This is a genomic window from Candidatus Hydrogenedentota bacterium (genome assembly GCA_016791475.1).
In the GTDB taxonomy this organism is placed as follows: Bacteria; Hydrogenedentota; Hydrogenedentia; order Hydrogenedentales; family JAEUWI01; genus JAEUWI01.
In genome coordinates this window covers 1-24,723 of record JAEUWI010000006.1, presented here as the reverse complement: position 1 = coordinate 24,723, position 24,723 = coordinate 1, and the positions used below count along the sequence as shown (strand labels likewise).

At 62.9% G+C, this 24,723-nt stretch carries 16 protein-coding genes; 3 read left to right on the top strand and 13 right to left on the bottom strand.

Annotated elements, in window-relative coordinates; genetic code table 11:
• Positions 1 to 74: 74 nt before the first annotated feature.
• The 11 genes from gltA to JNK74_04520 form a co-directional block, all read right to left on the bottom strand.
• Positions 75 to 2,408: an NADPH-dependent glutamate synthase gene (gene gltA / locus JNK74_04570; protein MBL7645448.1), complete on the bottom strand. Its 2,334-nt coding sequence runs from the start codon at positions 2,406 to 2,408 to the stop codon at positions 75 to 77.
• Between the two features lie 207 nt (positions 2,409 to 2,615).
• Positions 2,616 to 3,095 (bottom strand): hypothetical protein, encoded by a 480-nt coding sequence (locus JNK74_04565; GenBank protein ID MBL7645447.1) that lies wholly within the window; start codon positions 3,093 to 3,095, stop codon positions 2,616 to 2,618.
• A gap of 17 nt (positions 3,096 to 3,112) precedes the next feature.
• Positions 3,113 to 6,928 (bottom strand): tetratricopeptide repeat protein, encoded by a 3,816-nt coding sequence (locus JNK74_04560; GenBank protein MBL7645446.1) that lies wholly within the window; start codon positions 6,926 to 6,928, stop codon positions 3,113 to 3,115.
• A gap of 10 nt (positions 6,929 to 6,938) precedes the next feature.
• Positions 6,939 to 7,763 carry a DUF4159 domain-containing protein gene (locus tag JNK74_04555; GenBank protein MBL7645445.1) on the bottom strand — a complete coding sequence of 275 codons (825 nt, stop codon included), beginning with the start codon at positions 7,761 to 7,763 and terminating at the stop codon, positions 6,939 to 6,941.
• Positions 7,760 to 10,000 (bottom strand): hypothetical protein, encoded by a 2,241-nt coding sequence (locus tag JNK74_04550; protein MBL7645444.1) that lies wholly within the window; start codon positions 9,998 to 10,000, stop codon positions 7,760 to 7,762. Before JNK74_04550 ends, JNK74_04555 begins: the two co-directional genes overlap by 4 nt.
• A gap of 23 nt (positions 10,001 to 10,023) precedes the next feature.
• Complete coding sequence (locus tag JNK74_04545; protein ID MBL7645443.1) at positions 10,024 to 13,623, bottom strand: hypothetical protein; 3,600 nt, start codon at positions 13,621 to 13,623, stop codon at positions 10,024 to 10,026.
• Between the two features lie 3 nt (positions 13,624 to 13,626).
• Positions 13,627 to 15,675, bottom strand: a complete 2,049-nt coding sequence (locus JNK74_04540; GenBank protein MBL7645442.1) for a BatA domain-containing protein — start codon at positions 15,673 to 15,675, stop codon at positions 13,627 to 13,629.
• A 67-nt stretch (positions 15,676 to 15,742) separates the two neighbouring features.
• Positions 15,743 to 16,639: a DUF58 domain-containing protein gene (locus JNK74_04535; GenBank protein ID MBL7645441.1), complete on the bottom strand. Its 897-nt coding sequence runs from the start codon at positions 16,637 to 16,639 to the stop codon at positions 15,743 to 15,745.
• 27 nt (positions 16,640 to 16,666) lie between these two features.
• Positions 16,667 to 17,704 (bottom strand): MoxR family ATPase, encoded by a 1,038-nt coding sequence (locus tag JNK74_04530; GenBank protein MBL7645440.1) that lies wholly within the window; start codon positions 17,702 to 17,704, stop codon positions 16,667 to 16,669.
• Positions 17,705 to 17,787: 83 nt separating this feature from the next.
• On the bottom strand, positions 17,788 to 19,860 hold the full coding sequence (locus tag JNK74_04525; protein ID MBL7645439.1) for a redoxin domain-containing protein: 2,073 nt from the start codon (positions 19,858 to 19,860) through the stop codon (positions 17,788 to 17,790).
• Positions 19,857 to 20,546 (bottom strand): sigma-70 family RNA polymerase sigma factor, encoded by a 690-nt coding sequence (locus JNK74_04520; GenBank protein ID MBL7645438.1) that lies wholly within the window; start codon positions 20,544 to 20,546, stop codon positions 19,857 to 19,859. The genes JNK74_04525 and JNK74_04520 overlap by 4 nt, the downstream gene beginning before the upstream one ends.
• A 502-nt stretch (positions 20,547 to 21,048) precedes the next feature.
• Between JNK74_04520 and JNK74_04515 the strand changes: the two genes are divergently transcribed.
• The 3 genes from JNK74_04515 to JNK74_04505 all read left to right on the top strand — a co-directional run bounded on the left by JNK74_04515 (position 21,049) and on the right by JNK74_04505 (position 23,990).
• Positions 21,049 to 21,627 (top strand): response regulator, encoded by a 579-nt coding sequence (locus tag JNK74_04515; GenBank protein MBL7645437.1) that lies wholly within the window; start codon positions 21,049 to 21,051, stop codon positions 21,625 to 21,627.
• Positions 21,628 to 22,495: 868 nt separating this feature from the next.
• Entirely contained in the window at positions 22,496 to 22,975 is a 480-nt protein-coding gene (locus JNK74_04510) for a hypothetical protein (GenBank protein MBL7645436.1), read from the top strand.
• 70 nt (positions 22,976 to 23,045) lie between these two features.
• Complete coding sequence (locus JNK74_04505) at positions 23,046 to 23,990, top strand: hypothetical protein (protein MBL7645435.1); 945 nt, start codon at positions 23,046 to 23,048, stop codon at positions 23,988 to 23,990.
• Positions 23,991 to 24,266: 276 nt separating this feature from the next.
• On the opposite strand, the gene JNK74_04500 is transcribed toward JNK74_04505, so the two are convergent.
• Positions 24,267 to 24,560 carry an inorganic diphosphatase gene (locus JNK74_04500; GenBank protein MBL7645434.1) on the bottom strand — a complete coding sequence of 98 codons (294 nt, stop codon included), beginning with the start codon at positions 24,558 to 24,560 and terminating at the stop codon, positions 24,267 to 24,269.
• Between the two features lie 20 nt (positions 24,561 to 24,580).
• The coding region (locus tag JNK74_04495; protein MBL7645433.1) for a transposase at positions 24,581 to 24,723 on the bottom strand (143 nt) is incomplete at its 5' end.

Sequence of the window (24,723 nt, the reverse complement as noted above, 5' to 3'; positions counted from 1 at the left end):
GACGCAAGGCGTTCCGCTCTTATATCGTGTCAAACCCCGCCGTGCGGGTTTGTCCCGCGCGGCAGGGGCGGTGCTCAGACCAGTGTCGCGTTTCCAGTTCGCGCACGCAGGTAAGCATCGATAGCCTCCGCCGCGCGCTTGCCCGCGCCCATGGCCTCGATGACCGTGGCCGCGCCGGTGACGATGTCGCCACCCGCGTAGACGCCGGGCAGGTTGGTGGCCCCGGTGACGGGATCCGCCACAATATTTCCCCACTTGTTCAAGTGGATGCCTTCCGTATTTCCGGTGAGCAGCGGGTTCGCCTGGGAGCCCAGCGCCGGGATGACCATGTCGCAGTCGATCGTGAATTCACTATTCGGCACCGGCACCGGTCGGCGTCGCCCCGATGCGTCGGGTTCGCCCAGCGCCATCCGCATGCACTCCATCGCGCAGACGCGGCCTTCCGCATCGCCCACAATGCGGACCGGGGCGGTGAGCAACTGGAAAAATACGCCCTCTTCCCGGGCGTGACGCACCTCCTCGGCGCGCGCCGGAATCTCCACTTCAGAGCGGCGATAAATGATCGTCACGCGCTTCGCGCCCAGCCGCACCGCGACACGGGCCGCGTCCATGGCCACATTGCCCGCGCCCACCACGGCAATATGATTACCCACGATAACGGGGGTCTGGTACTCGCCAAAGCGGTAGGCCTTCATGAGATTGACGCGGGTGAGGAACTCGTTGGCGCTGTAAACACCGACCAGATTCTCGCCGGGCACGCCGATAAACATGGGGGCACCCGCGCCCACGGCGATAAACACCGACTCATAGCCGCTCTCGAACAGCCCCTCAATCGTGAGCACCTTCCCGATGACCATGTTGAGCTCGATATGCACGCCCAGGCTCTTGATATAGTTCACTTCCCGATCCACGATGGCCTTGGGCAGTCGGAATTCGGGAATGCCGTAGCGAAGGACACCGCCTGTGTCGTGGAAGGCCTCGTAAATCGTGACTTCATAGCCCAGTCGCGCCAGATCGCCCGCACAGGTCAAGCCGCCCGGCCCACACCCGATGACGGCCACCTTCTGGCCCCGCGGGGCAACATACGGCACTTTGGACGGAACATGCTCCGCCTCCCAGTCGGCCACGAAGCGCTCCAGCTTGCCAATCGCCACAGGCTCCTTGCCCGTCTTTGCCAGCACACAGTGTTTTTCGCACTGGGTCTCCTGAGGGCAGACTCGACCACAAACCGCAGGGAGATTGTTCTTGTTCTTCAGGATGCGGGCCGCTTCCGCGATGTCGCCCTTCTGAATCGACCAGATGAAGTCCCGGATGTTCACGCCAACCGGGCAACCGTCGATACAGGTGGCCGATTCGCAGCAGCGGCAGCGCTGCGCTTCGGCCAGGGCCTCCTCCGGCGAAAAGGTCGGCGTGACTTCATCAAAGTTGCTCCGCCGCTTCATCAACTCCGCAACCGTATGGAGTACAAAGAGGGCGGAAGCTTCCTCAAAGTAGTTCGTATTGTACTTCGGCTTCGCCGCCTCCAGCTCATCCACCATTTCCTGGATGCGCTGTTCAAAGCGGCAGGCGTGATTTTCTTCCCGGTGCGGCGCCACTCCGGCATTCGCGTCGGCCTCCTGGGGCTTGTAGGTGCGCTGGCGCAGGATGAGTTCGTCGAAATCTACCAGCGCGCCGTCAAACTCCGGACCATCCACGCAGGCATAGCGCACCTGACCGTCCACGCTCACGCGGCAGCCGCCGCACATGCCCGTGCCATCCACCATGATGGGGTTCAGGCTCACGATGACCGGCACACCGTGCTTCTTGCAGCAATCGGTGACCGCCTTCATGTGGGGTACCGGGCCGATGGCGATCACCTCGTCGATGTGCTCGCCGCCGGTGATCAGTTCGTCCAGTACCTGGGTGGCGAAACCCTTGCGACCGAACGAGCCGTTGTCCGTGGTATAGAAAACCTGATCGCTGATCGCCTCCACTTTCTCCTGCCAGAACAGGATGGAGGCGTCGCGCGCACCCAGAATGGAAATGACGCGATTGCCCGCCGCGTGGTGCGCCTTCATCTGGGGGAACATGGGCGCCAGGCCGACGCCGCCGCACACGCAGCAGATCGTTTTCCCCGGACCGTGAATTTCCGTGTTCTTCCCCAGCGGACCCACCACATCGAGGTAAGCCTGGCCCGGCTGAAAAGCGCCCAGGGCCTTGGTTCCCTTGCCGATTTCCTGCATCACCAGTGTGATGCTGCCCCGGGCGGGGCTGGAATCTGCAATCGTAAGCGGGATGCGCTCGCCATACTCATCGCCGCGAACCAGAACAAAATTGCCCGGCTTCGCGGCATTGGCAATAAGCGGCGCACTGACCTCAACTTCCGTGAGGCCTTCGGACAGGCGATTGGTTTCGATAATCGAGAACATGCATGCGGGGAGCGGAGCGAGGCCCGCAGCGAAGCGGGTGACCCGTCAGGTCCCCTCTCCTTTCGGTTGCTCGCCGGACATGATACTGCAAAGGCGTGGGCCTTCGCATCTTATACCACCCCTCATACCGGGTTCGGGCTTAATGATCCGACATACCTCGTCTTGAATTCGCGCGCGGCAAGCAGGCTGCGGTGTCCCGCGTTACGGTCACGATTTCGATTTCGTGACCACGATCATCGCCTTGTTCGTCGTCGACTTGCCTTCGGCAGAGGATACCTCTATAGACGGGTAATTGATGCGGTACGCTACTCCACCGACCATGACTTCCTCGGGCGAGTCTCGCTTCACGTCGATCAATTTCGTGCCCCCGTCAAAGAGCAGTTCCAGAGCAAGGTGGCTGTCGTCGCCGTCCACAAGCCGGATCTCGAAGAGCGCGGGTTCATTCCGGTGACCAACCGGAAACTTGTCGCCCAAAGCGGCGCGACCATTGAGCATCACGTAGGCGGCGCCCGGGATGGGCGGGGGCGAGAAGGAAGACCATACCGCGCCGGAGCTGGATTCCATAGGGCTCGACGGTGCCGAGCCGGGCACGAAACGAAGGCGCACCGATTGCGTCATCGATTCATTCTCGGAGGGCCCGCAACCGGCGAAGAGAACAAAAAAAACAAGTGTCATGGTTCTGTACATCGTTTCACTCCCCGAGGTTATTGCGCTTTGACATTTTCGACGTGGGCCACGCTTTCCTCGCTGTTTCTCAGCGCGGCTTCACAAACAGCGATCCGTTGCTGGATTCGCAGGTTTTCCGGCTGCTTCAGCAATTGAATGCGATAGGAGGCGCAGGCGAGACCGTGGTTGCCGAGGGATTCCGCCAGGGGCGCCAGGGCCTGATGCGCCTCGATCCAGTCGGGCCGGATCGCCGCGGCGGATTTGTACCAGCGCAGCGCCGCTTCCCTTTCGCCCTTTCTCTCCAGCCATCGCGCTAGCTCAACGCGACCCCGAGTATCCGTCCTTGAGGCGGGTAGTCGTGATTCCAGCAGGGTGTAGTACTCGGTCGGTCTTGGGTCGGTGGCCGCGAGCAGTTCCAGCAACAGTACGGAAGGTCCGGTTCCGGCGGTGTCATAAGGATTGAGCGCTATCGATTTCTTGAGCGCCTCCACCGCCGCATCACGCGCGCCCAACTCGGCCAGGGCCGCACCCAGCGCCGCAAAATCTTCCGCGGTGGCCAGGTTTTCATTGCGAAGATTCTCCAGTTGCAGGGCGAGATCAAGTTGGTCGCGCGCCGCCTCATAGCGCCCTTCGGCTGCCGCGATCCGGCCCGAAATCAGCAGGGCGCGCGTCGGCGGGGCTTCGGTTTCCAGCAGGGGCGCGAGAGCGCTCCGCGCATCACTCAGCCGATGGCTTTGAAAGAACACCGACGCCATATCGAGGCGACTCCGCTCCGTCTGAACGCCGTCGGCCACCAGCGCGTTCAGCCCCACCGGCTGGACGTCATCCACGCGGATCTCCCGGAAGCGCTCCAGAATGCGCGCGCGCGTGTCGAGGTCCACGGTTTCCAGGGGGGCGCCAAGAGTCGCCTCCGTCGCCTGTGGCCATGTCTCACCGTCACGCAGTCGGCCGAGCAGCCCGCGCACCGTATCGAAACTCGTTTGCGCCACCCAGTCGTCCACCACCAGTCCGGCATAGGTACGAACGAGGGGATTGCGCTCTCCGAGATATTCGGTTTCAATGGTGGCGAGGGGGAGCTGGTAACCCGCGCGGAGGGCCACGATCAGCTCCCGGATTCCGGGGGCTTGCCATTCCGGATTCAGGGCTTCGGCTTCATGGCGCGCCAGGCCCTCGCGAAACCAGCGCGGTATAGCGGCGCCCGCCGCCATATCGAGCAGATATTCCGTGACCCCCCGGTGCAGCGCTTCGTCATAGCGGTAGGATTTCTCCTGGCCACCCGCGGCCTCCGGGGTCCAAACGAATACGGCCGACGGGAGATAGAGGGAGCCAAAGGGCGCGCAGCCCACGGCGCAGCATGCGGGGATGCCCTGGGTGATGATATTGATGTCGTTTCTTGAGCTGCAAAGCTGAATTCGCAGCGTGCCCTGGGGATCCACGGCGAGGCGTTTCGACTCCTCCGCGAGATAGGTCGTGGCGAGATAGAGCCCGTAGTGGGCGGCGGCCTCGTCGCCGGGGCCGAAATGCACCGTAACCCCGCCTTGAGCAACCGAGCCGGATGCCCGTACGGTATCCAGGAGATCAAGCATGTTCTTCGTGCCGACATCATAGGGGTTGGTTGCGAAGGCCTTCTCCAGCAGGCTGGCGGCCGAATCGAAACGTGCGCTTCGAAATTCCGCCAGCCCGGCGTGCTTCAACACCGTGCCATCCCGCGTTCCAGCCTGCAACGCCCGCGCGAACCAGGCGCTGCTTCGGGCGTAGTCGGCCCTGGCGGCGAGGAGATCGGCCACCAATGCGGCGTAGGTGGCGGAATCTTCCGCGCCGGGCTCCCCGCCACCTTCCGCCTTAAGTTGCCGCGTTGCAGCATCCAGCATGATGGTCCCCAGGTGGCGCGGATTAAACGCTCGATTCTCCGCGATCAACTCGGCGGCGGTATCCCACGCGCCCGCGATCAGGCGTTGCCGAATCAGGGCGCACCGCGCGTCAAGCAGGGTGGGGTCGCCCTTCAGGGCGCCCTGACACAGCGCTTCGACGGCGGTCCCGTCCTTGCGCAGCGCCCATTGGATGTCCGCCATGAGGTTCAGCGCCAGCGGGGCGTTGGTGTAGCGCCCGAGTACATTGTTTGCGCAGGCGGCCGCAATACCGGTGTCCGCAACCGCGAGGTAGAGCCGGGCCTTTTCGAGGAGCAGAAATGGCTCGGCGGGACAGAAGCGGAGCGCGGCCTCCAGGCACTGGGAAGCGGCCTGGGGCTGGTGTCTCGCGCGCAGAGCGGCGGCGGCGGCCCGGAGCCCATCGGCGCCGAGGGGCGGCTGTGTGGTGACGATAGTTTCTATCGACGCGCGAAGGGTTGCGGCTTCGTCGGGACGATCCCAGGCGTCCAAGAGTACAGCTTTGGCTTCGAGAAGCTCCACGTCGTCGGCGAGCGAATCCGACAGGGCGTTCAGCGTGGCCTCGGCTTCTTCAAGATTGCCCCGGCGCATCAGCGCCTCGGCCAGATACAGCCGGGCGGCCTTGTTCAGGGGATCTACCGCGAGGATGGCCTGGCAACGCCTTTCGAGTGAATCCATCGCGCCCATGAGGTAGTCGGTGCGCAGCAACCAGATCTGCGCGGCGCACCAGGAGGCGGGATCGTCTGGTGGGATCTTGTTCAGGGTATCGCGACAGGGCTCCAGCTCGCCCCGATACCAATAGGTCTCGCCCCACAGCAGACCGAGATCGCCGCGATCACCCAGGGCCCGCAGGACCAGGATGGCGTCGTCGCCCTGTCCCTGGCGGTTCAGATAGCGAATGTAGGGTGCGGCCTTCTCCACACTTTTCGGGTCCGCCGTCCAGGCCTTCTCGAGTTGCTGGCCCACCTCCGCCGGGCTTTCACCGAGGGGGAGGGTGTCGTCGGTCGGGGGCAGAGCACCCGCAGCCGCATTCAAGAGCAGGAGCGCGGCGGGTGGAATAATCGGCGCCCTTGTTTGCGCTTCCGGTGCCTCAAGTGCCTCCGGCGCAGCCGACTCTGGCGCTGCGGGCGAGGTGGCGGGCGAGGTGGCGGGCGGGGTCGAAGGCGCGGGCGTCAGCAACACGGTACGGGCGTATTCGCCATCTCCCGCGTCCATCCCTTCGGCGAGGGTCGTCACTTTGCCGTCGCCGTTGTCATCGAGCGACGGGTTTTCCGTTTGCAGAGAGCCGCTGGAGATGAAGTAGCCCTCCACCTGTTCGCTGAGAAAGTTATACAGCTCATATACCGAGAGCCGACTATCTCCGTTGGCGTCCGGTAAATCAGACTCGAAGGCGCGTGCGAGATATGCGGTCATTTTGGCATGGTAGATCTGTCTCGGCCCATCGGTGGAGGCAAGGATGGCGCGGCCCGTCCGGGCGATGAAAGGGGAGAAGTGTCCCGAGCAGGGAAAGGAGAGAATCACCCGCTGATCCGTGCAGGGCACGACGTCCAGCAATTCCTTCAGCACCACCGCGGTCATGTCCGGTCCGGGCAGATTAAACTTGGCCTCTTGAAAGTCCGACTGCCCATGGCCGACGAGGACGGCCAGGAAGGTGTCTCCTTCTCGGGCCTCGATCGCAATCTGCGTCACGGTGGCGCGAATGCTCTCGAGGGTGCTGTTCTCCGCCCCGGCGGGCGCCGTGCCGGAGGCTGCCGCGAGGACATGAACCTGCGCGGGGTTGTATCCGTGCCGGTCCACGAGTGCGGCCCGCAGTGAGGACAAAGCGCCCGCAAATTCCGCCTCGTACTTCGCTTCTCCACCCAGTCCTCCGACGAGAAGGACATGATCCGCCCCGCGCGCGCCGGCCGCACTCAGGCAGAGTGCCGCGGCCAGTCCGGTGCGACACGCGAAAGACTTGATTCCATTCATGGGTACTCCCTCAGTGGGTCAAAGCGTAGACCACGATGTTGGTGCCCAGCTTAAGTGCGTCATTGTAAAGTTCCCTGCGCCGCTGCGCCCAGCCGCAATGCTGGTCGCTGCCGGTGAGAAAGCAGACCATCCGATCATCGACAAACAGGGCGGAGTCCGGGTATTTCGGCTCCCAGGCCCGCTGGCGCGGCGACCACGAGGATCCGTCGGGAATATCGTAGAAGCAGTGGTAGAGTTCGTGGTCATGGGGGAGCCGCTCCATTTTGTGGCCGGGCAGCACCTTCTGTATTTCTCGTGTGAAGGCCTCGTAGAAAAGGAGCCGTCCCACGTCCGCGTCGCAGTCGTCGGCATAGAGAAATCCGCCGCGCTTGAAGTACTCGCGCAGGGCCTCCGCCTCGTCTTCCTCGAATTTGAAATCGACCTGGCCCGTCATGAACAGGAAGGGCGTGTTGTACAGCTTCTCGAAATCGTCTATCTCCACCACACGCTCTTCCCAGCGTCGACTCGTGAGCTTGATGTTGGTTGCCTGGGCGATGTGGCGGAGCAGGTTGTCATCGCCGCTTGGCAACGTATCCCATTCGTCCTGGGTGCGCTGCTTTCCCTTGAATTTGAAGCGCGAAAACACGAAGACGTTCGGATCTTCATCATCCAGCGGGCGTCGACCGCCATGCAGGGAGGGGGCCGCCGCGCTGTCCTCATCGCGCCGTACTCCACGACCGGGTTGGGCCTGCGCGCCGCCCTGCGCCGCCGCCAGGAGTGTGGCCGAGGCCTGGAAGCCCCGCGCAAGAAAGGTGCGTCGCGTCGGCCTGTCGAGTGTCGTGTCGTGTTGCTTCATGCCAGATTTCCCCAGCGCCGTAAGGTCCACTCACTCAACAGCAGGGCCAGCAGTCCGATGAGGAAGGCCGGCTGATCCCAGATGGCGGTTTCCCGAACCTGGGTGAGGGAGCCCTCGGCGGGCTTTACCAGCTTTGGAAGCTGGTCATAGTCCAGTGCATGCACATAGTTCCCGCCCGTGGCGCTGGCGAGCTGGCGCAGCAGTCCCTCGTTGAGATCCACAGCCCGCAACTCCGGTGAGTCATCTTCCACCACAAAGACGCTGGAAGCTTCCTGCGCCTGATCATCCGCGGCGGGTGTCGTGAAAGCCCTGACCTTGTATAGGCCCGCGCCAGAACCCTTAAGCGTGTAGTCGTAGGCGCCGGGTCCACCCTCCGCCGAGGGCTGGGGCGTGAAGGAGGATGCGCTGCCGTCCGGCGCCGTGATTTCCAGCGTTATCTTTGCCACCGGGTCCATCTCGAAAGCGGCGTTGCGCGCCACCACTGAAAGTTTCACTTCGGTGCCGACGGGGGAGATGGGCGGCTCCGCGGTAACGTTCAACCGGTTGTTGAGGCGGTCGCTCAAAATAAGGGACATCTGCTTCCAGAAGGCGTTGTACGATGGGTTGTCCGATTTCGTCTGAAAGCGCCAGGGCCACGTGCCCGAGACGCCACAAATGAGGCTGACCCCGCCGCCGTAGCGTTGGAAAGCCACCACCGGCGGATCGTCTTCTCCCCGCCCCTGATCGATGCGGCACAGGGCCACCGCCCCCGGTTTCAAGCCTTGCAGGGGAAAGAGGCCCTTCACCGGCGGGAGAACATCCCAGGGTGCGCTGCCGGAGGCGGTATTAAGGGGACCGAAGATGCCCCGTTCGATTCCTTCCGGCGTGGGGGAAACCCGAAACTCTTCCGTGAGCCGCTGCGTATTGCCGACGGAAAAAGGCAGCACATCGGCCAGGGGCGTGACGTTGAAGCCTCCGGGCGCGAAGGAGCTGTCCCCCGCGAGAAAGAGCAGTCCACCGCCCTTGCGTCGTACGAATTCCCGGAGATTCGTCAACTGGTCCGTCGTGAACTTGGCGGCCTCCACATCGCCGATGACCACCACATCGTAGGCGAACAACTCCGCTTCGGTTTTCGGGAAGCCCTGCTCCAGCTCGCCCGCCGTGTTCAAGCCCTGCCGATAAATGTTGTCCTGACGGTCCACCATCACGTAGGACGTGACCTGGAAGCGCTCGTCGTTTTCAAAGGCCGCGCGCAGGGAGCGATACTCGTAGCGCGGATACCCCTCTACATAGAGCAATCGCTGCCGTTCCTGGACGACGTTGATGAAGAAGTTCTCCGTGTTGTTCCACGGATAGGTCTCCTCGCTCTCGGTGGTCACTTCCACCCGATAGGCGCTGGTGCCCGTATCGTTGATGGAAAGCTGGAATTCCGCACTGATGGTCTGCTCGCCCGACCGGGGCCGAAGGGTTTTCTCTTCCACCTTTGTCGCTTCCTGATAAAGGGTGACCGTCGCGCCGCCCTTCATATCGCGGGCGCCAACCAGCACCGTGACGGGTGTGGCCGATCCCTTCACCGCCTGGGCCGGGTGCATCACGTCTTCAATCCAGATATCCGGCCCGGGCCTCTCCGGCGCACCGCCCACGGCGTAGATCGGCGCATTCAGCGCCAGCGCGGCTTCCACGATTTGTTCCTGCCGCGCATTGATCGTGGCTACCCCGTCGGAGTAGAGGACCACACCGGACAGAGGCAGGCCGCTGGTCTGAACATGAAGTTGCTGGAAGGCCGTGGCCAGATCGGTCGTGTTCTTGGTTACATCCAGGGTGTCTTCCGGCGCCCGGGTCCGGAGGTCCACATCAAAGCCAAACTCGATGGGGCGATAGAGACGGTCAAGTTCCCCGCGCGCCTCGGAAGTGCGGGTCAACCCGTCGACCGCCGCCAGGCGTCCCTGACCTTCAAAGTCTTCGATGCCCATGCTGCCCGACGTATCGAAGAGGTGGATCAGGAAGGACTGCTGCGGCAGTACCTCTTCCGCGCGAAGCACCGGCTCCATGAGCAGAAAGAGCAGCAGCATACAGGCCATCATTCGCAGGCCGTAGGAAATGCGCTTGATCCAGACGCCACCGCCCGCGCGCTGCATGACGTACGCCGCAACGACGATGGCCACCGCCACGCCGAGGCCCGCGAGCCACCAGGCGACCGGCCAGCCGCGATAGACCACCTGGCCGCCGCTCCAGAACTGTTCCAATAATAATGCCATGCTCGAAATCTTTCCGTTTCGGATCAGGGAGTGCTCGCTGGCGCCGCGCCCAGCGCTTCGAAGTACTTTGTCGCCATCGCGCGGAACTGCGGGGGCAACTCCTGCGAGCGCGTCTGCCGCAGACGCTGTAGTTCGTCCGCCGCCTCCACCTGGGTACGGAGGATGTCCTCGATGGTTTCCAGGGAGGCCATAATCTGGGGAATCAGCTCCGTCACGCCGGAATCACCCCAACTGGAGCTACCCGCGCGTACGGTTCGGTCGAGTTCGCTCAGCATCCCGCCGACCTGGCCGTGCTGCTGCAGGAGGCCCTGCAAGCGGGCCATTTTCGTGGCGATGACGGCTGGGGGATCGCCCGCTTCCGGCGCCATCGGCGGCCCCTCCGAGGGCGGCGGCACCGCGCTGTCCGGGGCTTGCGCCGGGGGGGCGCTCGGCGCGGAGTCCTGTTCTTGCGGCGTTCCATTCACGTCGGGGATGTACTGGCGATCGGCATAGGCCTCCGCCTCCCGCTCCAGGTACTCCCTAAACTCCTCTATTTCCGCGAGTGCCTGGAGGATAGGCTCGTGGCCGTTGCCCTCCAACTTGGCCAGGTGTCCCGCAATCGCTTCCTGGGCCGCCTGAAGCTGCTTCAAGGTGGCGTCCTGACCCTTCAGCGCTTCGCGCTGCCGATCGTCCGCGAGATTCTGCGCCGCCTGGTCCATCCAGCGCGCCGCGGCCTCCAGGCTCTGTTCAACCGGTTCCATTCCACCTGTGGACCCCTCCAGTGCCCCCGCCGCCTGCGCTACCTGCGCGCCCAGCGCTTCCTGCCGACGAGCACCGTCTTCAAGCGATTCCGGCGATTTTCCGCCCTTCGCCGTGTCGGCGCGCAGCGCCTGCTGCTCCTTCTTCCAAGCGTCGATCATTTTCGCGAGCGCCTCCGCCTGGGCCTTCGTGTTGGCGTTCTTTGCCTGCGCCAACACCTGTTGCAGATCGAGCAGTTCCTGCTCCGCACGCGCGTTGGCGGTCTTTGCCTCGTCGAGTTTTTCCTGGGCCATCTCCTCGCTGGCCTTCGCCAGTTCCCGGGCCGTGCGCTCGATGGCCTCGCGGATTTTATCCGCCGTTTCCGTGTCCAGGCCGTCCAGTTCGCGCAAGGACTCGCGAAGACGCTCCAGTTCCCTGCGCTGCTCCTCCGCCTTCTGGCGCATCTCGGCATAGCGCGCGCCGGGGGGAAGGCTTGCGCCGCCCTGCGCCGAACTGGAAGACGCGCCAGCGCCACCGCCGGGGTTTTGCTCCTCCACTTCGCGGGAGATCTCTTCGAGGAACTCCTTCTGGCGCTGCGCCAAATCGCGGGTCTGTTCGAGGGCCTTCAGCAGCGCCTGGTCCAGTTCCTTGCCCTGAGCCGGTTGGAAGAGCTCGTATTTATCCTTCTCAAACTCCACCTTCTGGCCGGCCAGGGCCGTCTCCGGATCCGGTGGAAAGGAGGAGGGCATGGCGTCCTGCATCCAGTTCTGGTAAATGGGCAGACCCACCAGCGCGGCGATCTGGTGCTGCAGGGCTGAGTTCTCATGGGGCAGGGCAGCGTCGGGCTCCATGGCCGACAACAGGCTCTCGGCGGTGCTCATCTCGGCAATGGCGTCATCCAGGTGCTTGAGGCGCTCGGCCTTGTTGGGGATGTCGGACATCGCCGAAAGCCTCTCCTTCATGCGCTCCGTTTCCACCCGTACTTCCCGCTGTGTCCGCGCAATGTCATCCGCCGTCGTGCGCCGCTCTTCGTCCGTCAGGATGCCCTGGCGTTCGTCGAAGCGAAGCGTCGCCACGATGACCTTCCGTTCCGTGGGGGGCGGGGGGCCCGAACCGCCCGCGCTGGCGGAGCCTTTGAAGAGTTCCTCGTCAAAAGGACGGACGGCGAGAAAATAGGGCTGAGAGAAGCCGCGCAGGGCATCGAGGTCCGCGCCCGCCTCGGGAAGATCGATGCGTGCGTCTTCCGCGATGAAGCGGTAGAGGATACTGTCGCCGGGCTTCACGCCCAGCGTTTCCAGGGCCAGCACATGGTTGCCAACGGCATTACGCTCGCCCCCGCTGTCTGCGGGCGATTCGTAGAGCATGTGGGTCTCGGCTGGACCGCCATTGACCTGGTACTCCAGCTTGAACCGGACTACACCAAAGTCGTCGGCGGCCGTCGCCTCAAAGGTGATCTCCGCCACGGGATGGACGGACCAGTCCGCGCCAGGGCGCTTGACCGTTACTGTCGGAGCTTCGTCTTTCCGGGCGTGGACCACCACCAGCGGCGGCTCCAGGTTGTTGTGCCCGGCTTGGTCGGTCAGGTCGAGGCGCATGGAGGCGTCCGCCTCGATACGGAAATCGAAGCGCGCCACCGTGGCCATGCCCGCCGGTCCATCCTCCACCACCGCGTGGATCGTCTTGCCCTGCTCGTCAAGGAGTTGCGCCGAGGCCAGAGGCCGATCCGACTCCACATGGAAGGCCACCGAGGTGCCGGGAAGACCCGCGATATAGGAGCCTTCCTGAATTTCCTCCGGCAGTCGGGTATAGGCCGGGTGCCGGAGCGTGGCCCGCATGGCGGTGATGGACGGAGGATCGAAGGGTGTGATGGTGTACGTTTCGCTCTCCCGCGCATTCGCATCGCGGGCCTCGTAGTCGCGCGAAAAGGATGCGAGCCACGCGCCGAGGCGGTCCCCGTAGCTCCGCTCCCCGGGTGGCACCACCACGCTGACCTGATACGCCGTCACCGTCTGGATGTCGTGCAGCGCCACATAGTACACAGCGGGACGGTTCGCGTCCGCCAGCATGTTCTGTTCGCCCCGTTCGTCCGCGGCGCCTTCAACCGTCGACGCGGTGCTCGTCTTCAATATGGGCGGAAACGACGCGAGATCAAGCGTACCGGCAGTCTCCAGCTCAGCTTCGATAGTCAGACTGGAGCCGCGAGGGGTCTCGACAGTGCCCGGCCGAATGACGAGGCCCTCAATGGTTCCGGCTCCCGAAATCAGCCACGCCGGTTCGCTCTTGTAGAGGTACAGCGCCGCCGCCATCCTGCCCGGCCACGGGGCAAGCAACACTTCCAGCACGAAGAAAATAAAGAAGGGAATCAGCGCCAGGCCGAAGGCGCGCTGAATACCGCGCTTCGGAACAGCCTGGGCGGGGTTGAAGCCGCCGAGGTGGCGCGCCGTGTCATGGAGCAACGCCAGCGCCACGGGGCTCCGCCGGAAACGATCCGCACCATCGCCCTCCTGGGCAAAGTCCACGCAGGTCACGAGGCGATCCCCAAGCGGGGGGAACATCTCTTCGCAGCGCAGGGCCCAGCGCCGCAGTCGATTCCTGCCGCCCGAATCGCGGCCCTGGAACAGGTAGCGCGCGCCATACCAGGCGCCGACGCCCATGGCGATAAAATGCAGGAGGAGTATTGCCTGGCGCAGTAGCTCCGGAAAGGGAATGATCAGGATCATCGTGCCCAGGAAAAGCAGCGAGCCTAGCCAGCACCACGCGGCCCGCGTCAGCGCGCGGCCCAGCGCAAGCAGCAGCACGCGGCGGCGCAGATCGTGAATCTTGCCGAAGATGTGGGCCAGTTCGTGGGTAATGGAAATCATCTGGGCGCTGGAGGCGCTTCGAGGTATGCTCGTGAATCGTTCCATGGCTTATCGTACCGTCCGGCTTGCGATGAGAGTTTCCGCCGCCATGCAGGCCAGCGCGACGACCAGCAGATAGTGTCCGAATCGCCCTCCGGCATCGGGCTCCGGTGGTGACTCCAGCGTTTCGGTGTTGACCCCAGCCACCCGGGCCGCCTCCGCGCCCGCCGAGCCGACGACCTTGATATGCGAAGGCTCCATGGACGCCAGGTCCGATTCTTCCGGACGCAGGCGTACGGCCAAGACGCGTTCCAGGTCTCCAGTGCGGAGGCGATAGGCCCCGGGCGCTTTCATGATCCCATCATCGCCATTGTCCGGGACCATCCCGCCATCCAGCGGCTCCAGCGTGGCCTGTGGCGCAGTCAGCAGTTCCTGCACGACCTCTCCCACGTGGTAGACCACACGGGGTGTTGTCCGCTCCGCGCACTCGGAAATCAACTGGTGGAGGAACGGGGAAAAGGTGGGGCGCAGCACCAGGTCACTGGCGCGGGGATCGAGGGAGGTGGTGCATAGGAACACGTTGCCCGCGCCCAGCGTGTGCTCCACGAGGAAGGGGCTGGCGTCGTCGTAACGCATGAGGGCCTGGACGGCCTCGACCCCTTCCGGAAGACCCACTTCGAGATAGCGGTAGGCTCGGGGGTAAAGGTGTGCGGCTGCGTCGCGCTCTTCGGAACCGGCAAGCGTGTTGCGGGTCTTGTGGGAGGTGACAAGACGGTATTCGCCCGACGCCCGATTGGTGGATTTCCACCCCCGTACGGAGACACCGCACAACTCCGGATAGGCCCCCTCCGAGGGGAGCGCCTGACGCGAATCGCCATCGGGAAACAGAATGAGGTTGCCGCCCGAGATCACGTACTCCTTGAGGTGAGCGAGAATCGCCGGTGTTGCCGACTCCGCACCGCAAATGATCGCCACGGGGTGCTTCTCAACAGAAAGCTCCGCCAGGCGCGTCGGCTCGATCCACGCAGCCTCCACGTGATCGCCAAACGCGGCGACGGCGGCCTTCAGGTAGGGATTGTCCGTGTAACCGCCCGGACTCTTGTTGTCGGCGAGGACTCGGCGTCCCGGTGCGCTGACCATGACACGGAGAGGCACCCGGCCCGGAATCAGGGCGGTGAAGCGATTGTCTTCTTTCAGCCCGTCGCGAATGGTGAGCTCGGCGCTCAGGAGGCAATCTTCGTTCAGCTTTGCGTTCAGTTCGATATCTTCCACAAGTCGCCCCGTATCTAAAAAAGCGATTTCGCGCGTTTCGACAGCCGTACCGTCGCGCGAGAGCGTCAGGGTGCCCGAGGCGCCGCCCGTCCCGAAGCTCTCCAGTTGCACCCGGATCGAACGGCCCGTCTCAGTATCCCGCTCTGATACTCCGGTGATTGCGGCGTTCCACAGGGGACCCTCGCCGACCGGCACCATGACGAAGTCCACATCCTCCGCGATCTCCACCCGCTCCGCGACCTGTTGAAATCCCGAGCGTTGGAAATCGCTGATGAGATAGACCGTTCGTCTGGCCGCCTCTTGTTTCATGCCCAGGCTGGCGCCCGCGCGCATGGCCGCGACGAGGTTCGTTCCGCCATAGCCCGGCTTCGCGCCATCCAGCGCGGCCGACAGGGCGATCAGATCCGTCGCGCCTTCGACGGCGACGCGGGCGCTTTCGTCAAAGAAGAGCAGGGCCATGGGGCTGCCTGCGGGCAGTCGCGAAGCCTGGGTGCGTACCGATTCCAAAGCCTTGTTCCATCGTTCGCCCGAGCGCATGCTCAGCGAAGTGTCCACGGCGAAGACCGCGCCGATTTCCGCCCGGGGCCCGTCTTCCGTCGCAGTGGACGCGCCCAGGTAGGGCCGTGCGAAGGCGGCCGCGATGAGCAGTACGACGAGGACGCGAAGGAGCAGCAGCAGCAAATTCTTGAGGCGATGCATGGCGACCGTCTGAAGCGCGCTCTCCGGCAGGAAACGCAAGGTCGGCAGCACCTGCCGCTTCGGTCGGTTGCGCAGCATCAGGTGGATCAGCAGGGGGCCGCCGGCCGCCAGCGCGGCGAATAACAGGAGCGGGTTCATGAAGAGCATGGATCGACTCCCGCGACACGCCGGCATGGGGCGCTTGGCCCTTTCATGTTCCTTCGAACCATGACACTCACCCTCCCCGGCCCGGCTGGCCCAGAAAGGACAGCAGCGCGCGATCCAGCGGGTCGGACGTATTCAAGATGGTGTAGGACATGTTGACGCGCCCCAGTTCCTCCTTGTAGAACGCGGTGAACTTGCTCATGGCTTCGAGGTAGGCCATTCGCACGTCTTCCGCCAGCGCGGGCGTCATGGCGTTCGATTCGGGATCGACGAAGTGGTGGGGGCCGTTGAAGTCGAAATTCAGCTCGACCGCGTCCAGCGTGTGAAAGACCACCACATCGTTTCCGCCAAACTTGAGGTGTCGCAGCGCCGCCACCACATCCGCGGGCTCGTCCAGCAAGTCGGAAATGATAATTACCATACCTCGACGCTTGATCCGCGCCGCCACGCGATGGAGGGCCTCCGCGAGGCGTGTCTGCCGCGAAGGCTGCACCTGCTCCAGGCGACCGATCAATTCGATGAGGTGGGCGCGCGTGTTTTTCGCCGGCATTTCGGTCCGGATGGCTTCATCCATCACGACGAGGCCCACCGCGTCGTTCTGCTGTTGCAGCAGGTAGGCGAGGGACGCCGCGAGGATGCCGCCATACTGCCATTTCGTCACCGCGCCCGATCCGAAGCCCATGGACGCGCTGGCGTCGATGACCAGATGGGCGTCCAGGTTGGTCTCATCCTCGAACTCCTTGATATAGTAGCGATCACTCCTGGCGTAGGCTTTCCAGTCCACCTTCTTCGGGTCGTCCCCCGGCTGGTAGCGGCGATACTCCGCGAACTCGATGGAGAGGCCCCGGAACGGGCTTCGGTGGAGCCCCGCCAGCACACCCTCCACCACGGTGGCGGCCCGAAGCTCCATCGTGCGCAGTTGCGCCACGAGCTCCGGTCTCAAGAAACGTTTATTGGCTACGGCCATTCATCAAACCCCTCGACTGGGTGGTGCTCATCGAATGCCCGAAGACGGCTCGGGCAGTTCCTTGATCAGGCGCGCGATAATGCCGTCGGCGGATGCGCCTTCGGATTCCGCGAAGTAGTTGGTGAGCACCCGGTGGCGCAGGGCCGGGCCGGCGAGGCGCTGAATGTCCTTGATGCTCACATGGTAGTGGCCGTGGAGCAGGGCCCAGGCCTTCGCCGCCAGCACCAGTTGCTGGCCGCCGCGAATGCCCGCGCCCCAGGTCACGTACTTGTTCACGTAGGCGTAGGGATTGTTCTCGCTCGGGCGCGTGGCTGCGGCAAGGCGCACCGCATAGCGCGCCACGTGGTCCGACACCGGCACGGCGCGCACGAGACCCTGATAGAAGCGGAGTTTCTCCGCGGAGAGGACCGGCGTCATAGTGTCGCTCCATTGCGAGGTTGTGTTGAGCACCACCTGCACCTCGTCGTCTTCCTGGAGGTAGCCCACCTTGAGGTTGAACATGAAGCGGTCCAACTGGGCTTCGGGCAGGGGATAGGTGCCGGCCTGCTCAATGGGGTTCTGCGTCGCCAGCACGAAAAAGGGCTCCTCAAGCGAAAACGTGCGCCCGCACGTGGTGACGCGCCGCTCCTGCATGGCTTCCAGCAGCGCCGACTGGGTCTTCGGCGGCGTTCGATTGATTTCGTCCGCCAGGATTAAGTTCGCGAAGATCGGCCCCTCGACGAATCGGAATTCGCGCCGCCCCGTGGCCCGCTCTTCTTCCAGAATTTCCGTGCCGGTTATGTCCGAGGGCATGAGATCCGGTGTGAACTGGATCCGACTGAATTTCAGCGCCAGCAACTGGCCAATGGAGCGCACCATGAGGGTCTTGGCCAGCCCCGGCAGGCCGGTCAGGAGACAATGCCCTCCCGACAGGAGGCAGGTAAGGATCAGGTCAATCACGTCCTGCTGCCCCACCACCACCTCGGAGATCTCGGTCAGCAGTCGTTTCCTGAATTCGGCGACCTCCCGGACCACGGCTTCGTCCGGTCCGGTGTTCTCGGGGATCTGCCTGCGCTGCGCTTCCATATTCGGGATTCCTTTCCTTACGGCGTATACGGTTAAATTTGATCTCGGGGTGTCGGAAACGCCGCTCGGCGCGCCCCGACACGTTATTTCGGTAAATTGGCATCCAGAAAAGACCAGATCTCCGCTCCACTCTCACCGGTCTTCACCACGACCCCGGCGGCGTCCACGAGGGTCGCGGCGGGCCAGCTTACCAGGCCCAGCTCCGCGGCAACGCCCTGCGTTGCATCGGGCCCGTTGAACACCTGCGGGTAGGCGATCTTGTGCTCCTCCAAATAACGCTCCAGGTCTTCCTTCCGATAATCCATGGACACCCCCACCATCCGCAGTCCGCGATCCTTGAACTTGGGATACAAATCGTTCATGTCAAAAGGTACATCCCGGTTGCAGGCGCTGTACCACGTGGACCAGGCATAGAGCAGCAGGTAGCCCTGGGCGGGCGGGGCAATTTCGAGTTCCTCGCCGCCCACCGCGCGCGCCTTCACGCGGGGCAGGGCATCGCCCACGCGCAGGGCCAGCGCGGTGGAAGCCGGGAGTTTCCGGCCCATCAGGGCATACTCGCCGGACAGCTTTCGCGCCAACGTCCAGCGGTAGCCCATGAAGCTGCTGGGCTGGCCCAGGGGCGCCGCGTTGTGGATACGGTCACCCCCGTCGGCGCCGCGGGAGACCCAGACCCCCAGCGCGCCGTCTTCATCGGACAGATCGCCGTCGGCGTCCGTATCCAGCAGGAGGAACCGGTGTTGTCCCGCCTGAGGCGAGTTCTCCGTCCGGGGCAGGGGCACCACGCCATCAAGATACATTCGGTTGATGCATTCCATGCGATCACGGACCACCCTCGCCTGCGGCGGCGATACGGACGTGTCCACGGCAATAGGGCGGCGCAGCCAGAGCGCGTCGTTGCGGCCCATGAGACCCGCCGCAAACAGTCCGCCATTGGCGAAGTCCATGCCCTCTTCAAAATGTACATCGTCGGTCAGATCGGTGTTGGCGTTCTCATCGAGATAGACCCACAGGCTCCCATTGACCTTTTCGTCACTGGCCACCGCGATTTCCATCGGGCTGCCATTGACGAAGGTCCGGACCGTTCCAGCCCGGGCCGGAGTCGATGTGAAGGGCGGTGCCTTGCTGACGCCCCGCCATGGCCCCGTCTGGGGGTGCAGCGTAATTTCCTGTGGCCGGATAAAGGTCAGGAGTGGACTGTTGGATTCCAGGGCGCGCTCCACGGGCTCATAGGCGACGATAATCTGATCGTCCGCGGCGATTGCGGGTGCTGGGTCGACGGGCGGCGGTACTTCTGGATCCGCTTCCGGTATCGCTCGACTTGAGCTGAGTATGGCCCGCTCCTCTTTGCGAATAATCGCCGGTGCGCCGTCCGCGGGTTCCACGCGCACCGAGCCCGAGCGCACCCGTACCACGGTGGGCTGGGACTCCTTCACACGGACTTCGAATTCCGTGCCCAGATCCACCACCGCCCCCTGGGGTACGAGGACGGTGAAACCCGAACCGTCTTCCGGCAGGGTCGTAACCCGGTAATCCACCACACCGGCGGCCTGGTCGACTTTCGCGCGGCTGGTCACTTCCAGTCTGCCAGGGCCACGCGCCCGGAGGTGGGTCGACGGTGGAAGCGTCATCTCCGCGACCGCGCCCTCGCTCAGCAGCAGCGCCACGGGCAGCCGGAGCTCCGTCGCCGCCGGCAGGGGCTCGAAGACCTCCCGGTCGTTGCCCCGCGCCACCATCACCGTGCCCTTGACACTCTCGGCCACCAGCCGATCGCCACTCCGAAGGTAGCCCGCCACCCCGGCCAACCCGGCCAGCATGGCCACGGCGGCGGCGGCAATCGGGGCCCGGCGGCGTCGAATGACTTCGGGGCGAAACGCTGGCGTCCACCTCTCTTCGGCCAGCGCGCGATCCAGCGCTTCGTCCCCCGGCAGCGGAGTGCGCAGCCGGGCCATCACCCCGTCGTGAATGCGCTGGCTGGCCGCCGGCTGCTCTGAAAGTCCTCGGCGAAGCGTTTCCGCCGTGCCGCTCCACGCCGCATACGTGGCCGCCGCCTTCAGGTCGCGCTGGACGGCGCGGTGGACGCGGTTCTCCAGCGCGGGCTCGGCGTGGCCCAGCAGCACATCGACTATTTCGCGCGTATCGACCTTCACGGGCTTCATGAATCCACCTCCTCGCGACCTTGAAAGTCCGCACCCATCCCCGCATCCAAGTGAAGCCCGCGCCGCCTCAGTCCTTTGCGCAACTGTTCCATACCCCGGAGAAGGCGCTTGCGCACCGCGTCGGGGGCCAGCCCCATCAGCCGCGCGATGTCCGAAGAAGACTCCTCGCCGACCAATCGCATATACAGCACGACGCGGTACTTCTCACCGAGCCGCGCCAACTCCTCCAAGACAATTTCCCGCTCCTGGCGCGCCATGAGCCGATCGGCGGGGCCCGGCGCGGGGTCGGGGAAATTCTCCAGAGGGCAACGCTGGTTTTCATCGCCGTCCGGACTGGGAATCACCTGAAGGCGCCGGCCATGGCGGCGATAGTAGTCGGCCACACTTCGCCGGGCGATACCCATGAGCCAGGGCGCGAAGCGCTCCTGATCGCGCAGGGTGTGGAGAAAGCGGAAGGCCCGCAGGAAGACTTCCTGCGCCAGGTCTTCCATGTCGGAACGGCTGCGGACTTTACCGGCGATACACCCCATGACCGCGGGCGTGTAGCGTTCGACGATGATGGAGCATGCCCGTTCATCGCCGGCCAGCGCCTGGCGCACCAACTTCCGGTCGTCGATGCGACCGGGCTGATTCCCGGTGTACCAGCCGGGGCCGGGTACGCCCATCTCCACGTCGGGTTCCGTCAACCTTGCTGCCTCTCCGATGTTAGGACTGCCGCGGGTCCTGCCCCGTCAGGTACCTAGTTTACCTTGACGGTGCACGAACACCACCATGGAAATTTTCGCCCCGGCATTCCGCGCGGCGATCCGGGTACCTGACGGGTCCAACAGGTCGAGCGTTTGCGCTTTAATTCAACGTGCCGCAGCCGGGCCCGATTTCCCGATTACCTTGAAAGACGCCGCCGCCGGGCAAAATGGGACATTCCCGGGGTCCCTTCGTGCGCAAACCTTCATTGCGGCTTCACGTACCCGCGTATACTCGTTGAACCGGCGCGCTCCCGCCGACAAGTCGCTCCCTGCGCGCGCCGGAACGCGTGAAACGTGAAAATATCGAAACCGGAGCGGTGTATCGGGGGCGTTCCTTCCGATCACGGTCATCAAAATGAAAAAACTTGCAATTCCGGGGGCAAGGGGCTAATATTTACCCGGTATCGAAAACCATTAAACCTACCAAAGTTGGGTGCACCGGATGGAATCGAAGCAGTCTTTCAGTACCTCAGAGGTGGCAAAGTACTGTCACGTCACGGCAGACACGATCCGCAAATGGGCCGAAGCGGGGCGCATCCACGTGTTCAAAACGCCTGGCGGGCACCGCCGCATCCGGCGCGATGATCTGGTTCGCTTCCTGCGCGAGAACAAGATCCCAATTCATGAAGATCTTGACAATGCCGGTATACGGGTGCTCGTCGTGGATGACGAAAAGGCCGTGGTGTCCGTAATTCGTCGTTTCCTCGAACGTTCCCAGACCCCCTTCCAGATCGAAGTGGCGCTGGACGGCTTCGAAGCGGGGCACCAGATTGCCACCTTCCGCCCCAACGTGATCTTCCTCGATCTGCGCCTGCCGGGGATGGACGGCTTCGAGGTGTGCCGCCGCATCAAGTCCGACCCCGATACCTCCGCCTCTCACATCATCGCCATGACCGGCTACTATGAAGGCGACGTCGCCCAGCGCATCGTCGAAATGGGCGCGTCCCTGCTGATGCAGAAGCCCTTCACCCCGGACGATCTGCGAAGAGCGCTTGCCAAAGTGGGGGTGGAGGTCGTCTGACACGGGCGTCCTGCGGAATCCAGCAGATATTGAATCACAAGGTCCAGGCTCAGCGCCTGGGCTTTTTTTGTTGGATCGCCGAAGCAGAGACCAACAATGTTCCACCGCTGCTCTACAGGAAAGAGGCCCCCCCCAGCAGGCTTCCGCGGCGCGACACGATGGCCTGCTCGACCTGGAAACGTGGCGCGCGCACGTCGGAGACGAAGCGCGCTGGCGAGAGATCCTGGAACAGGGGGTTGACCATTCCTGGTCGACACAAGCGGGGCCCGGCATGCTCGGGCCCACCGGGGTAATGTAAGGCAACTGCGGGTTGTGTATATTCCGACGAATGCGGCCACCGATTCCGACGGACTGCACCACAGACTTCAAGTGACGACGCGAATCGCAGGGTGGGTTGTGTCGACCAGGAATGGTCAACCCCTTTTGGTGGCATGCGGGGCCAGTCCCGCAGGCGCTCTTCCAACACCGCCCCGTCCGCGCACGGCCCCATGGTCGTCCCAAGGGGAACAAATAGCGGGAGGGCGGCCGACACTTCTCGGTAGAGGCGTATTCATATGGACGGGTATTGACTTGTTCAGCGCCTGCTGCTATGGTGGAAATCGCGGTGGCGGTGGTCGCAGGGAGTTGAAGCAACGGTGAGGGTGCATCACAATGGTAACAACGGCACAGACCAAGGTGGCGGCAAGGGCTTTCTCGAAAGTCACGCCATTGTCGGGGTATGCGTAATGGTCCGGGGAGTTAGAAAAACGCACCGTGCCATCACAGCGTGCTTTAGCGCTTTGTGGAAGGAAGTTAATAGTGGCTGTCCCTGTTTTTTCCGAGGTTGAAGCTAACTGATAAGAATGGGCTAGTAAGTGACCCTACCACGTTGAAGCCGTATTTCAAGAGTAATCAGCAGGAGTGGGAGTCGAAAAATTATACCTTATCGGATCCAGCACTAGGCAATCCGTTGGACTACAATGCGGTCTATGGACTTGAGCTTTTTGATATGTCCCCAACAGTCATGGATGTTCGAATGGGATTTGTCGGTGCGCTGTCTCTCTCGACAGACGAGGTCGGTGAATATTCTTATCTGGTAGTCGGGTCTACCGCACGTTTTCCACTGTTTTCGCAACAGATGGGAGATGCCGGGACGGTACTGAAGCAACGATTTATTGCCAGCCAGGTGCTGAATTTCGATGGGAGTTTACTCAGGACGGACCCCCAAGCTTCAGTTGGACTTGCCATAAGGGTGGACGGTGAACTTACAGTTAGAAGTCGGGCAGAGCGGCAATATGAATTAGTAAATTGGAACAGAGAAAAGGCGGGAGGGTATGTTGGTGCCTACATTGGTTTCTTCCCATACTGAGTTTGTGATCCAAGTTATGGTTCAAGCACTCCTGCATCTTGCTCAAGTCTCAATAGTGTGGACATCAATCTTGACGCCACTTCTGCAATGGCTGTTGTGGAGAATTGACAAGCGATGGGCGGCTCTACCGATTGCGGGGCTGACATTCGTTCCTGCATGGTCATGGCTCACGCTTTCTTTTGGGTATCAATCTGGAAACTTACTTGCGAAGGAGCGTTGGGCGCTGGCCGATTTGGTTACGGGAAGCCACGCCTGGGCGGCTGGAACGGACATGACAATCGCATCGTTCATGGGTTTTCTACTATGGAAAATAGTTTCGCGATTTCCCGGCAAGAACTTTCGGGGGGAAACAGTGCAGCCATTGCCTGTTGGGAAATTTTTCCTTGCGCTACTGGTGCTGCTTTGGGGTGTTTGCGTGCTCTTGAGTGGCTATAAGTCGCTCCAGTATGCCGTCGAATCCGGTGACGAGGAACTGGCTGCACGGAGGCTAGCTTTCAACTTGGAAGGAGTTGGACCCGCTGACGGCAGAATTCGCGAGATTGGGGGAGGACGCTTTACCCAGTCTTCATTACTGCCGCTCGCAGTTGAGATGAACAACAAGGCAATGGTTAAATTGCTTGTAGAGTACGGTGCTGATTTAAATCCCGTCGGGGCAAACGACTTGTTCGGCGCGGAGATTTCGCTCACGGCCAGGCAGGTATTGTTAGCTAAACCCCAGGAATATAGCGACGAGACGCTGAAGACCCTTACGAGACTCAATGTTATTTCCCGAAACTCGGTGGCGGCGGCAATCGACGATGACAACGCCGGGATGTTGGAATATCTACTTAGTCTTGGTGCCAATCCGACCCAAGGTCTTTTTTCTGCGGTCGTTCTGGATAAGCCAGAGCTATTTAAGTACCTGGTGCGGCATGGTGCTAATGTAGACGTTGTACGGGAGGAGCTAAAATCTGTGGGTAAAGATGTGGTGCTCTATAGAATGTTTGAGAAAGTAGAGAAGCAGACCATACAGTGAGACAATGTCTACGACAGCCGCCTATGAAAACAGGGACAGCCACCTATAATTGCACACACAAGTCGCGTGCTCCCTCACCCTACCCGCGCGGGAAGCCAAGTCGCGCAGTCGCTCTTCCAACACCGCCGCGTCGTGTGGGGGCGGGAGGTATTCGGCAGTGGGGAGCCCCCGGCTGGCGTGGATAACCGGGGAGCCATCCGCGGTGTGCGACGGCGTCGCCCGATATTCCGCCGCCGGAAACATCTACGGATCCAGCGCGCGGATCCGTACCGTGGCTCAGTCGTCTTCGGCGGTGGCGAAGGTGGCGGCCAGTTGCTTGGCGAGCTTTTCGAACTTTTCGAGACAGTCCGCGTGGCTGCGCCGGATGACTTCCCGGGCCTCTTCCGCCCCATAAACGTGCGTTATTTCGCAGGCCTTGTGCATGGCGTCTGGCGCCTGCTTGTAGGTGAGGAAGTAGTGGCGCAGGCGCTCCACCAGCATGGAGGGACACTGGGATATGTCCTGCCAGTAACCGTAGGACGGGTCGCCCTGAAGGGATAAACAGGGACAGCCACCTATAATTGCACACACAAGTCGCGTGCTCCCTCACCCTACCCGCGCGGGAAGCGAGTCGTGCCGTCGCACTTCCAACATCGCCGCGTCGTGGAGGAAGTACAGCCTTCGTGCGCGTCGGAAATCAACATCTCCACGCCGTTGAGGCCACGCGCCTTCAGGTCCCGAAATAGTTGGCCCC

Bases quoted from the DNA above. Each gene is read 5' to 3' on its own strand.
- JNK74_04545 (MBL7645443.1), bottom strand. From the start codon at position 13,623: ATGGAACGATTCACGAGCATACCTCGAAGCGCCTCCAGCGCCCAGATG.
- JNK74_04550 (MBL7645444.1), bottom strand. From the start codon at position 10,000: ATGGCATTATTATTGGAACAGTTCTGGAGCGGCGGCCAGGTGGTCTAT.
- JNK74_04560 (MBL7645446.1), bottom strand. From the start codon at position 6,928: ATGAATGGAATCAAGTCTTTCGCGTGTCGCACCGGACTGGCCGCGGCA.
- gltA (MBL7645448.1), bottom strand. From the start codon at position 2,408: ATGTTCTCGATTATCGAAACCAATCGCCTGTCCGAAGGCCTCACGGAA.
- JNK74_04540 (MBL7645442.1), bottom strand. From the start codon at position 15,675: ATGCTCTTCATGAACCCGCTCCTGTTATTCGCCGCGCTGGCGGCCGGC.
- JNK74_04535 (MBL7645441.1), bottom strand. From the start codon at position 16,639: ATGGCCGTAGCCAATAAACGTTTCTTGAGACCGGAGCTCGTGGCGCAA.
- JNK74_04565 (MBL7645447.1), bottom strand. From the start codon at position 3,095: ATGTACAGAACCATGACACTTGTTTTTTTTGTTCTCTTCGCCGGTTGC.
- JNK74_04515 (MBL7645437.1), top strand. From the start codon at position 21,049: ATGGAATCGAAGCAGTCTTTCAGTACCTCAGAGGTGGCAAAGTACTGT.
- JNK74_04525 (MBL7645439.1), bottom strand. From the start codon at position 19,860: ATGAAGCCCGTGAAGGTCGATACGCGCGAAATAGTCGATGTGCTGCTG.
- JNK74_04555 (MBL7645445.1), bottom strand. From the start codon at position 7,763: ATGAAGCAACACGACACGACACTCGACAGGCCGACGCGACGCACCTTT.
- JNK74_04530 (MBL7645440.1), bottom strand. From the start codon at position 17,704: ATGGAAGCGCAGCGCAGGCAGATCCCCGAGAACACCGGACCGGACGAA.